At 50.8% G+C, this 12,591-nt stretch carries 16 protein-coding genes; 3 read left to right on the top strand and 13 right to left on the bottom strand.

From position 1 onward, the window contains the following. Positions 1-8 precede the first annotated feature (8 nt). Both INT22_RS12080 and INT22_RS12075 read right to left on the bottom strand, forming a co-directional pair. Positions 9-677 carry an amino acid ABC transporter permease gene (locus INT22_RS12080; protein ID WP_089040744.1) on the bottom strand — a complete coding sequence of 223 codons (669 nt, stop codon included), beginning with the start codon at positions 675-677 and terminating at the stop codon, positions 9-11. Between the two features lie 102 nt (positions 678-779). Further along, the gene (locus INT22_RS12075) at positions 780-1,550 is read right to left on the bottom strand and encodes an amino acid ABC transporter substrate-binding protein (RefSeq protein ID WP_193060804.1); all 771 of its coding nucleotides are present in this window, start codon (positions 1,548-1,550) and stop codon (positions 780-782) included. 301 nt (positions 1,551-1,851) lie between these two features. Here INT22_RS12075 and INT22_RS12070 point away from each other — a divergent pair, with 301 nt between their 5' ends. Then, the gene (locus tag INT22_RS12070) at positions 1,852-2,067 is read left to right on the top strand and encodes a hypothetical protein (RefSeq protein WP_193060803.1); all 216 of its coding nucleotides are present in this window, start codon (positions 1,852-1,854) and stop codon (positions 2,065-2,067) included. Further along, on the top strand, positions 2,067-2,807 hold the full coding sequence (locus tag INT22_RS12065) for a zeta toxin family protein (protein WP_193060802.1): 741 nt from the start codon (positions 2,067-2,069) through the stop codon (positions 2,805-2,807). The genes INT22_RS12070 and INT22_RS12065 overlap by 1 nt, the downstream gene beginning before the upstream one ends. Positions 2,808-2,902: 95 nt before the next feature. Here INT22_RS12065 and INT22_RS12060 read toward each other — a convergent pair whose 3' ends face one another. The 7 genes from INT22_RS12060 to fliD (INT22_RS12035) form a co-directional block, all read right to left on the bottom strand. After that, on the bottom strand, positions 2,903-3,502 hold the full coding sequence (locus INT22_RS12060; protein WP_193060801.1) for a hypothetical protein: 600 nt from the start codon (positions 3,500-3,502) through the stop codon (positions 2,903-2,905). 410 nt (positions 3,503-3,912) lie between these two features. Then, on the bottom strand, positions 3,913-4,104 hold the full coding sequence (locus INT22_RS12055; RefSeq protein WP_193068283.1) for a hypothetical protein: 192 nt from the start codon (positions 4,102-4,104) through the stop codon (positions 3,913-3,915). A 96-nt stretch (positions 4,105-4,200) separates the two neighbouring features. Continuing rightward, complete coding sequence (locus INT22_RS21910; protein WP_226912667.1) at positions 4,201-4,878, bottom strand: flagellin; 678 nt, start codon at positions 4,876-4,878, stop codon at positions 4,201-4,203. Between the two features lie 104 nt (positions 4,879-4,982). Continuing rightward, on the bottom strand, positions 4,983-5,531 hold the full coding sequence (locus INT22_RS21905; RefSeq protein WP_319022072.1) for a hypothetical protein: 549 nt from the start codon (positions 5,529-5,531) through the stop codon (positions 4,983-4,985). Beyond that, positions 5,482-5,769 (bottom strand): flagellin N-terminal helical domain-containing protein, encoded by a 288-nt coding sequence (locus INT22_RS21900; protein ID WP_319022071.1) that lies wholly within the window; start codon positions 5,767-5,769, stop codon positions 5,482-5,484. The genes INT22_RS21905 and INT22_RS21900 overlap by 50 nt, the downstream gene beginning before the upstream one ends. Positions 5,770-6,031: 262 nt before the next feature. Continuing rightward, positions 6,032-7,393, bottom strand: a complete 1,362-nt coding sequence (fliD, locus tag INT22_RS12040; protein WP_193060799.1) for a flagellar filament capping protein FliD — start codon at positions 7,391-7,393, stop codon at positions 6,032-6,034. A 232-nt stretch (positions 7,394-7,625) separates the two neighbouring features. Further along, positions 7,626-8,978, bottom strand: coding sequence for a flagellar filament capping protein FliD (fliD, locus tag INT22_RS12035; protein ID WP_193060798.1), 1,353 nt, complete (start codon positions 8,976-8,978; stop codon positions 7,626-7,628). 381 nt (positions 8,979-9,359) lie between these two features. Between fliD (INT22_RS12035) and INT22_RS12030 the strand changes: the two genes are divergently transcribed. Next, positions 9,360-9,689, top strand: coding sequence for a hypothetical protein (locus INT22_RS12030; RefSeq protein WP_193060797.1), 330 nt, complete (start codon positions 9,360-9,362; stop codon positions 9,687-9,689). Positions 9,690-10,040: 351 nt separating this feature from the next. On the opposite strand, the gene INT22_RS12025 is transcribed toward INT22_RS12030, so the two are convergent. From INT22_RS12025 to INT22_RS12010, 4 genes are all read right to left on the bottom strand, one after another. Further along, positions 10,041-10,646, bottom strand: a complete 606-nt coding sequence (locus INT22_RS12025) for a YqhA family protein (RefSeq protein ID WP_226912666.1) — start codon at positions 10,644-10,646, stop codon at positions 10,041-10,043. A gap of 65 nt (positions 10,647-10,711) precedes the next feature. Next, positions 10,712-11,305, bottom strand: a complete 594-nt coding sequence (locus tag INT22_RS12020; protein WP_193060796.1) for an exopolysaccharide biosynthesis protein — start codon at positions 11,303-11,305, stop codon at positions 10,712-10,714. Positions 11,306-11,395: 90 nt separating this feature from the next. After that, entirely contained in the window at positions 11,396-11,848 is a 453-nt protein-coding gene (locus INT22_RS12015) for a tellurite resistance TerB family protein (protein ID WP_089040734.1), read from the bottom strand. A 119-nt stretch (positions 11,849-11,967) separates the two neighbouring features. After that, positions 11,968-12,591: nucleoid-associated protein (locus INT22_RS12010; protein ID WP_193068282.1), on the bottom strand; the 624-nt coding region annotated here is incomplete at its 5' end.

Below are 12,591 nucleotides of genomic sequence, written 5' to 3'. Positions count from 1 at the left end.
GAGGGTGATCATCGCTGGTACGCCTTATTCAGATACGTTTCCAGACGGCGCTGGCCCCAGGAAAGCGCTTCCACCACCACCCAGTAAATAATCGCCACCAGCAGAAATGCTTCCAGATAGAGAAAGCTGCCCGAGGCTTCTTTTTGGGTAGCGCCCATCATTTCGGTAACACCCAGGGTAAACGCCAGGGAAGTCGCTTTAATCATATCGATGAAGTAGTTCATCAGCGTTGGCGTTGCCACGCGGGTGGCTTGAGGCAGAATAATCCGCCGCATCAATTGAGACTGGGTCATACCGATGGACAGCGCCGCTTCGGTTTGGCTGCGGTCAATACCGACAATCGCCGCGCGAATGGATTCCGCCATGTAGGCCGAAAAGTGCAGCGTTAAGCCCAGCACCGCTGCGGTCACCCCGTTGATGGAAATCAGCGCGTTAATCAGTTGGGGCAAGCCGTAATAGAACAAAAACAGCTGCACCAATAGCGGCGTTCCGCGAAAAAACGAGATAAACAGCATTGCCGCGCCGTTCAACACCGGCACTCGCGATACCCGGATGACCGCCAACAGGCAGGCAATGATCAGCGCCAACAACATGGCGATGCTCGCCATTTGCAGCGTTAACGGTAAATAGCTCAATAGGACCGGCAACAGGCCCCACATATACTCCACATTCAACATGGTTATTCCAAGGTCAGTTTCGCAACGTCGCTATAAGCGAAACGGCCGTGGCAGTGCCACGGCCGCAATCAGTTGCTGGTCGTCTAAAGATAAACGCCGCGATTATGGCTGGGTGATATCAGTATCGAACCATTTTTGCGATATTTCACCTAATGTACCGTTTTCACGCAGCTCTTCCAGGGCGGCATCTACGCGGTCACGCTGAGCACGGCCCTCTTCATCATCACGAAACGGCAGCGCGTTTTCTATGATGGTGAACGGCTGGCCAGCCAATGCAAGCGGCAAACCGCGCTCGCTGATCACCTGGCTGGCGCTAACGCGATCCATCACAAATGCATCGATACGGCCAAGCGCCACATCCTGCTCGACGTTGGATTCGTAGGTACGGATATCGATCTCATCGGCATTAGGCTGTTCACGCAGCAACTGCTCGTAGTTAGAGCCCAAGTTCACCGCAACGCTTTTGCCAGATAAATCTTCAACACCGTGAATGGTGTCATTACCTGCCCGCACAACAACCTGGGCACCATCGTAAACATACGGAGCGGTGAAGGCGTACTTCGCTTTGCGCTCATCGGTAATGGTGATTTGGTTGGCAATGGTATCAATGCGCCCAGACTCCAACATGCCCGCCAAGCCAGAGAAACTCGCTGTCACGAACTCAATCTCATCGCCAGTCACATCACCAACGGCGTTCATGACATCGACTTCAAAGCCTTTCAGTTCGTTTTGCTCAACAAACGTAAAGGGGAAATACCCCCCAGACATGCCGACGCGCAGCGTATCCGCGTAAGCAGCGGCAGACAGCACACTACCCACAACGCTAAGCGAAAGAACAGCAACAGCTTTTTTCCAACGGCTCACATTCGCCATATTCATTTTCCCCTCTAGGGCACCTAAGCCCCCTGCTTTAAACGTGGGCACCGGTTGCGACGTTCGTCGAGCATCTACCAGTGCAATGAGGCCAAGATACCAGCAAAAAAGAAATAATAAACAGCTTTCTTAGTCTTTTTTGGAATTTAGGATCAACCGGTGGTGCTATTGAAGATGACGTGCTCAGCACGTGTTCCACACATAACCACTCCTATCACCATTACTATTAGTATGCTTACACTTATACTCTAGTCCTTGTACTATACATTTATAAGGTGATTTGCAGACTGGGGAGATAATCGTGGCAACTAAACCTGATGCAGAACAAAGATTTGCAGCACAAACAGTGCGTTACACACGTCGCGCCTACCAAGCGTCATTGAGCCGAGGCCAGAAAGTCGTGGAAATCGCCAACGGAAATCTTGTCGAAACGCGCCCCGATGGCAGCACTTATGTGTTGAAAAAAGCACCCGCTAAACACAAAATTCCTGTAGGCGTGAAGCTGAAGGTGACCTAATGGATCCAACACCAAGGTTGAGAATGTTTGCTGGCCCCAATGGCTCAGGCAAAAGCACCATTCAGAGTGTCATACCTGCACATCTGAAAGGGGTTTACATCAACCCAGATGATATTGAACAAAGCGCCAAGGACACAGGCGCTATCTATTTTGGTGATTATTCTGTCGACATTTCAAAAGCGGATATCAAACACTATTTCTATCAATCGCCTTTAACACGAAAAGCGTCTCTGGCACCTCTGCTTGAAACATTACTATTTGAAGACAACTGCCTTTCCTTTTGTAAAACCGAACCAAACTCCTATATCGCTTCAATTGCCTCATCGCTCATTCGTGATCAGCTTATCGCCTCTAGAATTAGTTTTACGTTTGAAACTGTAATGTCATCAGAAGACAAGATAGAAGTATTACAGGCATCCCGTGCAGCAGGTTTTAAAAACTATCTCTACTACATTGCCACCGACGACCCAGACATTAACGTCCAACGAGTTCACAACCGAGTAGAATCGGGAGGACACACCGTACCAGAAGATAAGATTCGTCAGCGTTACCATCGTTCACTCGACTTATTAATAAATGCCATCAAGCTTGCTGATCGAGCGTTTATATTCGATAACTCAGGTAATGAAGACATATGGCTAGCAGAAGTAACTCCGGAAGGAGAAATTGAACCTAAAGCGGAAGAAATACCCGACTGGTTTTACCGAAGCGTTATACAGAAGCTCACTCCTGCCTATTAAGAAGCTAGCTCACGTCTGGACTTTTTCTCCGTTGCGGAAGCCCCCATTCTTAGCAGAGTGAACGAGAAGGCGAGCAGAAATGATGCCTCAGATGGCTAAACCTTGGCCTTACCAGAAATAACGGCTTTAAACCCTGCCTTGGTGATCGGCTGCTGATTGACGTCAACCACCTTGCCGCCTAAACGGGCCAATGATTTGGCAAGAGAAACCAACCGCGCAAGCTGGAGCTTGCTGGGCGAAAGAGAGCGACCACTCTCATTCACCTTAATAGTGACACCCTTAATTAAGTACTGGCTATTATCATCGGTAAAAGAAGGAAGTTGCCCAGGAGGAAAGGCGTTTTCAACAACGATAGGGTTACGTGAAGACTCCCCCATCACCGTAAAGGCTTTCGTACTAGGCTCATACACCGCTCCCGCAGATGCCAGCGCTACGCTTAAGCGCTCGTTTAGCCCAGGTGAAGGGGTTTCAAACAGCACTTGCACGCCCCAAGAAGTACCGCCCTCATTCGCCAGCGTGGGAACATCATCCGCTTGCATTTTAGCGCCCATCGATAGCTTTCTGGGCCGATCAGCAGGCTGGGAAGCGCTTCTAAACTCGCCGCTAAGAATTAAATACATAGCAACAAAGCCACAGGTCAGGCTAACCCACATCGTACCAATCGCCACCACTAGCGCGAGCGTATAAGTATCCATACTATTTTTATTATCCCTGCGGCACCCGCAGCGCCTCTAAGCCTCAGTCTATAAAACACCCTGTTGTTGCTAGCACGGCCCAAAATGAGCCTGCTAAGTGATTATGGTAGAAAAGCGCGTCATCACAAGCCACCCTTGGTCTATAGCACCTTTCAAGCTACCCCAACATCACTTGCGTATGCACCACGCCGCTATACCCGAGTAACCCACCGCACCGTCATTCCCGAGTAACCCTCCGCACCGTCATGCCCGAGTAACCCACCACACCGTCATTCCCGAGTGGGGTTATCGGGAATCCATTCTGACCTTTGCCCGATACTACCCAGCAGCCTGCCTCACCATGGATTCCCGCTAAGGGCATGCGGGAATGACGAACCTGGGGCGTAACCTCTGTGAGTGGCGGGTGCAAGCTACCCCAACATCGACTTAGTATGCTCGCGCTGCTGCTTCACCGCACCATCTAATATACCCAGCAGCTTTTCATAATCCTCCGGCATCGCTTTATCCATGCCGGTGTCTTCAAAGCGTTGTAAAGTGGCTTGAGTGTCCGCTATGACAGTTTGCAGCTCATCGATAACGTGTTGTTGTTCTTCATTAGTCATACGTCACCTCAGTAAAAAAAACCGGCCCCCAAAGGGAGCCGGTTTAGTGTACTACTTAGTGATACAGCAAATGCTCTATCGAAACTAAGCCTCAGATTAACCCAGCAGTGAAAGAACGTTCTGCGGAATCTGGTTGGCCTGTGCCAATACAGAAGTACCAGCCTGCTGCAGGATCTGCGCGCGAGTCATATTGGCGACTTCTACCGCGTAGTCAGCATCTTCGATGCGCGAACGAGCTGCAGAGAGGTTAGTCTCATTGGTGCTCAGGTTGGTAATGGCTGATTCAAAACGGTTCTGCACAGCACCCAGCTCAGAACGCAGGCTGTCCAAGGCTTCCAGCGGGTTTTTGGTGGCGTCCGCATCGCTAAGCGCTTCTTGAGTCAGATCACCATCTTCGGTAATGAAGATTTCATTTGCAGCACCATCAGTGATCTTGCCATTGTCATTAACATAGACAGAGGCAGCAGCTGAATCGGAAAGAGTGAAGTCTCCTTCAAACCCGGAAGTAAAGACAGCTGCGCCGCCACCACCGAGGGCATCAGTCACCGCATTAGCGTTACTAATATTATACTGATTAGCAGCTGTACCTTCACCGTCTAAGTCTACATCGTAAGCGTTAGTTGTATCGTCTTGAATCTGATTCTGAAGATCTTCAAAGGCGATGGTTTCGTTTTCAGTATCTACTCCGGCGCCACCGTTCGCACTATAAACCGTATCGTCTGCAGTAGTAATGCTACCAGCAGTACGGCCTCCTTCAGCAAGCTCACTGACCAAGTCTTCAATCGTAGCGACAGGATCGCCGCCCGTATTTGTTACGCTTAGATCAGCAGAACCAGCGGTACCCGTCAGGTATAAGTTTTCGCCTGTAGAGGCAAGCGTTAGTGCACCAGAAGATGAAACGTTAACTTCTTTGACTCACCAGCGCCTGGTGTTAGGCCAAGATCGGTGGCTAAGTTACCAGCATTTCCATCTACAGCTACGCCAGCACGGTCGAAGCTGAAAGTGTTAGTGTCAGCGTCGAGAGTGTATACAGTATCGGTAGTACCCGGATCTAAAGTAATTTCAGCGCCATCTTTCAGATTCTGGAACACATCACCAACGTTAGAAGCGGTGTTGAACGCTGCGTTTGTACACTCGTTCGAGGTGCCAACTTGTTCAAAGTCATTGGCACGTAGGTCTTGAATCGACGCAGCTTTATTGGCGGTACCCGTACCGTTCACATTAAAGCCGCCTAAATTCAATGTTTCAGCATTGATCTGCTGTAGGTTGACAGAAATGGTCTGGCCATCGTTAGCACCTACCTGAATTTTCAGGCCGCTATCTTCTGCCAGCACTTTAGTGCCGTTGAAGTCAGTTTCTTCAGAGATACGGTTAATCTCATCCAGACTCAGAGTTAGTACCGTTTTGAGCCTGAACAGACAATTCACGAATACGCTGCAGGTTGTCATTCACCTGATTCAGCGCGCCTTCAGCGGTTTGCGCAATGGAGATACCATCGTTAGCGTTACGCTGAGCCTGGCCGAGACCGGTGATCTGTGAAGAGAAGCGGTTAGCGATGGCTTGGCCAGAGCTCAAACGCTCCATAGAGGTTTGCAGCGAGTTTTGTGATTTGGACAGGTTGGACTGGCCAATCATGGAAGTAATGTTGGTATTGATCACTGACATGGTGTGATTCTCCTTGCATGAACACTGGCCGGAAGGCCTGCTATTCGGCCACTTTGTGCGCCGTTATTAGAATTAACGGCACAGTGAGAAGAATCTTTAGGGCGGTTAGTAAAAAAAAGATGTAATGTTTGGTAACTGTAGGGTGAGAGGCTTACTTTTACGTGGGCAACAAAAGGGCGGCTTACGCCGCCCATTGCGGGTGCCTCGCTTCGCTCGTTACACCGCACTACTTATCTGTGGCTACTCAACCGAAGCGTTAAGGTTATTTCTTGCGGCCTAACTGATTATCCAGGGCATCAAACTGCTGGGCAATCATCGCATCTAGCTGACCGAACTGGGTGCGGTAGCGGGAGATGGTGCCTTCAATGGTTTTTTCCATACGCTCGAAACGGTCGTCCAAGCTTTTAACACGGTTTTCCGCGCCGCTAATCGCTAGTTTTACCACGCCATTGTTGCCCAGCATCTGTTCGATTGTAGTGTTTAGCCTACCCGCCATGCCGTCGCCCTCGTTTTCACCGGCAAAAAAGTCATTGAGGGCCTGGGGGTTATTGGCAACCAAGTCATCTAGCGTCTCCTCATCGACCTTGAGCTTGCCATCTCGCTGCAGAGTGATGCCTAGCTGGTTAAGGGTCGACAACTCACCGCCTTCTACCCCGCCGGTTAATACACTGCGCAGCCGGGATTCGATGGTGCGCACGGTGTTATCGCCCAATAGCTCGCCAGCGGTTTCGCTATCGCCGGTAAAGCTAGTGAGCTTGCCAATGGTGCCTTTTAAGTCGTTAAACGCTTTTACAAAGCCATTAATCGCTTCGCGCTGCTTTAGCGTGTCGCGCTCAATATTAATGGTGCTGGAAGCCGTTTCGCCGTCCACGATATTGAGTTCAGCAAGATTTAGCGTTACGCCTTGAATCGCGCCTTCAACACTGTTTTCTGCACTACTAATCGCAATGCCATTAACCGTAAGCGCGGCATTTTCACCTGGGCGTTTTGTTAGCGCATCTTCAGCAAAGGGGCCGGGGAGCACGGCGCCATTGGTATCAACAAAGCTAAAGCTTTCAATAGAAGCGTCTGCGCCAGTGGTTTTAGAGCTAAGTGCCAGCCGGTAGCCCGTGCCATCATTGATAATCGTGGCGTTAACACCAGCTTCTTTATCAGCGTTAATGGCATCACGAATATCTGCAAGGCTACTGCCTTCTGCGATGTTGATATCGACGCTCTCCCCATCGCCAAAGGTCAGCTGCATTGCGGTGGCCCCTTGTAGATCCAGGGCGGCGTCCCGCTCTGCCACGCGGTTTGAGGCCAGCGTACCAGAGGTGGCCAACTGGCTGACCTCTACCCGGTAGCTGCCCGGCAGCGCATCAGCGGCAGCAGTCGCTTTAATGGCATCGCCACGCACATTGGCGGAAAGGCTTTGGTAGAGCTTGGGGTCATTGATTTTGGCGACCGCATCTTGAAACGAGTTCAGCGACGTTTGAAGTTGACCGAAAGCAGAAATTTTCGCCTGCTGCTGTTTCTTTTGAAGCGTAATCGGCGCGAGTTTGCCTCGCTCAGCCGCTTGAAGCTGATCAAGCAAACCAGTGAGATCAAGGCCAGAACCAACGCCAAGAGAGGTTATCGTCGCCATGCGGGGGTATTCCTCAGTGCAAAAGGCTAAACCACAAGACCCAGGCACGCATGCGCACGCCCGTTTATTTAATAGCACTGCTATCGGCAGAAAAGCGCACAACTTTAGCGCCTTTTCGCGCTTTCGCCGATTTTCATACTTTTTTACTAGAAATGAGAATTTTCTAATGAAAACGCCTGCAGGAAGCAGGCGTTAGCGTAGGCGTTCAACAACCACCAAATTACTTTAGCGACTATTTACGCCCAAGCTGAGCGTCAAGGGCATCAAACTGCTGGGTTAAATAGTTGCTGGTTTGGTTCATCTGGGCAATCATGCCGTCTAACTGGCCGAATTGAGTGCGATAGCGGGAAATGGTCTGCTCAATAGACTGCTCCATATTCAGATAGCGCTCACCCAGAGATTCTTTGAGGCTTTCCGCACCGCTAATCGCCCCCGACACTCTGCCGTTGGAACTAAGCAGCTGCTCTATTGTGGTGTTAAGCTGCCCCGCCATGCCTGACTCATCCGCATCGCCAGCAAAGAAGGTTGAAAGTGCCTCCTGATTATTGGCAATGGCGTTATCAAGCTTGTCGCTATCAACTTCAAGCGTGCCATCGCGCTGTAAAGAAATGCCGATATCGCTGAGCATGGAAAATTCGCCTTCCACGCCACCGCTGAGCACGCTGCGCATGCGAGACTCAACGATACGGACAGTGCCATCACCTAGCAGATCACCCGCAGCACCGGTTTCAGAATTGAAACTGGTCAGCGCGCCGATGGTGCCCTTGAGGTCGTTATAGGCATCGACAAAGCCCGTAATCGCTTCACGAACAGCGCGTGTATTCTGCTCGACTGCCACGGTGCTATCGCCCTCATCTTGAAGGTTAAGCGTCACGCCTTGAATCGCCCCTTCAACCTGATTGGTAGGGCTGGTAATAGCAATGCCATTCACCGTCAACGCGGCATCGGTGCCTGCTTGCAGGGTGTTATCGGTGTCGGCGGCGAAGGGCGCTGTGCCTGCATCAGAAAAGCTAAAGCCGGTAATAGAGGCATCCGCACCGGTTTCGCTGGAACTAAGCGCCAGCCGGTAGTTGGTGCCGTCGTTCACAATGGTGGCGTTAACGCCTGAATCCTCACTGGCATTAATCGCATCGCGAATATCTTCCAGGCTGCTATTCGCACCGATGGTGACGTCTTTACTGGCCCCATCACCGAACGTGAAGGTTAGCGTTTGCTCAGTGGTCGTTTGCGGCGCGTCCAGTTGATCAACACCTGTGGAAGCCAGCGTGCCACGAGTAGCGAGTGTATCAACGGTGACATTGTAACTACCGGGCTGCGCTTCGCCATCTGCCGTGGCAGTAATGGCATCGCCTCCCACATTCGTGGAAAGGCTTTCATACAGCGCACTGTCGTTTAACTCAGCGGAGGCAGTTTGAAATTGGGAGAGCGCACTTTGCAGCTGACCATAAGCAGAAATCTTGGTCTGCTGGGTTTCCAGTTGACGCTCTATAGGCTTCAGCTTCCCTCGCTCAGCATCTTGCAGTTGATCCAGCAAGCCGTTGAGGTCGAGCCCTGAGCCAATACCGAGTGATGAAATGGAAGCCATAAGTTACTGCCCTTTTTTTAAATAACGCCCAACACGCTGGCGCTGCTCATACGTAAGAATGTGATTTATATTTAATACTATCGACCATTAAAGCTTAGACTTGAGCCTATTTGGCTTTTTTTACGTACTAAAAAGTAATGAATTGTAAAGAATGACGCTTACATAAAGCTAAAAAGGCATAACACCATCAATTTTAATTAATACTTTTTGCTTTTCCCCTAGCGGCCCACATGTTGAATTATCTAGATGACAGAAATATGTCAGAAAAAGGTCGGCGGTTGCTTTGACACCAATCCATCATAGACCTTGGTCTAATACCCGCATTGCTTTATAATGCACTGCAACAAGCCCATTTTGGGGCTGTTTGCAGGAGAACGACTTATGCCTTCCGAGGTGTCACAACCCGCATCCACCGTAGTGTCTGCCGCTTATCATGTGCAGCGCAGCCTACGCCACTGCCTTTCTACCGTTGCCGAGCTGCTTTACGATAACGGCCATGTGCTCGAAACCATTACCTTGCCGCAGCGTGGCCTCGCCCGACGCGAGCTGGCTCATTTGAAGGGGCATTGCCCTAGTTGGAAAACATGCCAACGGGTGCTTGAAGAGAGCGGTGCCGCTGAATTTAATGATTACGACCGCTTCGTACTGACGTCTATGGGGCGGGAGCTAATGTTTGATATGTTTGGTCAGGGTGCTGCCGACTGCGCGTAATCGCGTTTGCTTTGCTCTGCACGTTCTAAATACGACGCTCTAAATACGACGTTTTAAATACAAAGCGCCCGCAGCCCCTTGAAAAAAGAGCTGCGGGCGCTTTTCTATTAGCGTGATGTGCTTAGCGCAGTCCAAGCAGCGATAGAATAAACAGCACAACAACGATTAGACCAATAATATAGATAATGTTACGCATAACGGCACTCCTTGCTTTTGCGTTTAAAGGCTTGCTTCAAAGAAAGCAACACCTTGGGATAACATTTCCAGCCTAGCAGTGATTGATAATGTTTGCGTAATTTACCCTCGGCGGGTATTAACTCACTCGCTTAAGAGACAGCCCGACGATTCGTCTCACTCCCCCTTATGCCCAAGACTCATGAGATACAGCGCTGCCGCCAGCGCCAGCACCGAAAGCGCGAGGTAGATGGCTTCCAGTGGCGTCGTGAAACGGATATCCACCACAGCGCGGAAAAACTCAATAATTACCGCCAAAATCACCACGCGGGCAATCTTGTCCTTGAGTTGATCCAGTGAGCCTACGTTAAACGGATGCTTGGGATAGCGCACTTCCGCCTGGTCGATCCGGGAAACAAACAGCCGATAGATACCTAGCCCAAAGATCAGCAGCACAATCGCTATTAAATAAACATCAACGGCGATGATGATGTCCGGCACCAGGGTGTCGTGGATATCTTGAGAGCTATCCACCAGGTAGTAGCGCAGTACGTCACCCACCACGGTTAAGATATCCAGCGTGCCAACAATAAACAGCATCAGTGAACCCAACAGGCTTGGCACTACCGCCAGCATTACTAGAAAGCGCGAATTCCAAAGCACCGTTTCAATCCGCCGCTCCCAGGAGGATTGTTCACGGGGCGTTTTGGGCGCAGGCGGCAGTGCTGAATGTGGCGATGGTGAGTTCGATGATGATGACTCAGACGGTGCTGGATCAGACATGGTGCGTGCTTGCTCCTTTTAAAAAGCCGTCAGCTTAGGCGGCGCTAGGATGATCGTACGCGAACTTATAGCACGTTGATCAGCACAACCGTAAACGTAACTCCGGTGAGTAGAAAACCCAGCGAGAGCATAATGCCGTCTCTGGCGACTAAACCTAAACCAAACAGGGTAAGCGCCAAACCCGCGCCGTTGGCGCTAAACGGAATAAACTCCATCGGCGGCATGGCTAGCGCGATAAGCAGGCACATCACGGCGGTGACGCGTATCCCGATATAGCCAGTCATCCACGCTAGGCGCACACCTAGTAAGCTATCAATCCATGTGGCGGGCTTTTTCATGTAGTGAATAGCTTTATCGAATTTGTTTCGGGCAATAGAGCGTTTTACCAGCCATTTAGGTAACCAAAAAGTTTCCCTGCCGATTAATAACTGAACGGACGTGAGCAACACCAACGCCGCCATAAGCGTTGGCATACCGGGAATATCACCGATGATAGGCGCAAGTGTGATTAGCCCAGCAAGCAACAATAGTGGCCCAAATGAACGCCTGCCCACCGCGTGAACCACGTCGTCTACGCTTACCTTGGCTTTTTCACGCTCCATTCGCTCCATGGTGTTAATCAGTTCGGTTAAGTTCGATGCATCCTGCATATCACTCATTGGCGTTTCTGCGCTCCGAGCCCTGTATCAATGGGTCTATTAATGGTTATGTCGACGGCTGGGGATTTCTGCTGAGCCGGAAGGGAGCCGCTAGGCCTGGGGCGTGCTGGCAAGCTTGCTGCGAATAAAATCACTATGGCTAACGTGTAAAAGATCTGCCAGCCGCCGGATACGGTGCTCTTCGAGCGGGTCGATACTGCCGTCTGCCCAAGCAAGCTGCCACATTAACGCTACCAACTCGCAGCGCTGCTCATAACCGTAGTGCTCTTTTATCAGGCTAACAAACTGGTAATGATCGACGGCATCATCCACTTCTGCTTCCGCCAACGTCATTAACTCGTTAACGTCGCTGTCACTTAAGTGGTAGCGGCTGATTAACATCTGCTTCAGTGCGGCGCGTTCAGCATCGCTTTTATCGTAATCGGCACGCATGACTTCACAGAGCAGCGCCGCCGTTGCGAGTTCTAGCGTCAGGGTTTGATTATCACGCTGCTCAGGTTCTGCCAGCGCGCGTTGGAAGAAATTGCTAATGGCATCCAGCACGGTTTCTCTCCTGTTAATAAACCTGCCACTTCGACTGGCGATATGGCACTTAGTGCCCTTTACGCCTAAGCGCCCACCCTCACCTCACTATTCACCAATCACGATTCACGATTCACCAATCACTCCTTACGCTTCGCCAACTGCTCTTTTAGCTGCTTGGGCACTTGCTTGATAATCAGGCGATCCTGGTTTTCATCGTACTCAATGCTGGACCCGAGCAGGTGGGAGTCAAAACTGATCGATACGCCCCCAGCACGCCCGGTAAAACGGCGAAATTGACTGATAGTACGCTTATCCGGCGGAATCTCTGGAGAAAGGCCGTAGTCAGCATTACGGATATGGTCGTAAAACGCTTTGGGCTGCTTTTCGTCCACCAGCCCCGAAAGTTCTTCTAACGTCATTGGCTCGCCACGGCGCAGCTGCTCGTTGGCGTAGTCAACCAGGGTGTCGGTTTTTTCTCGGCTGGCTTCGTCGTCGTAGTCCTCTTTTTCGACGTAATCACTGAAGGCTTTCAGCAGCGTGCGGGTTTCAGCAGGAGCATCAATGCCCTCTTCCATTCCCAGCAGCGCTATCAAGCCATCGGCTAGCTTTTTGCCGCCGCGGTCTTTTAAAAACGACACATATTGTGCGCTTTCAGAATCGCTCTGCCACTGGGTAAGGTTTACCCGTGCCGCCAAGGTGAGCTGGCTGGTATTAAGCTGCGCGGCGGGCACTGCTTGGTGCTCTGCGTTAATGCCAATACC

This window comes from Halomonas sp. 3D7M (assembly GCF_014897885.1).
Classification (GTDB): Bacteria; Pseudomonadota; Gammaproteobacteria; order Pseudomonadales; family Halomonadaceae; genus Vreelandella.
This window is presented reverse-complemented; position numbering and strand designations above follow the sequence as displayed.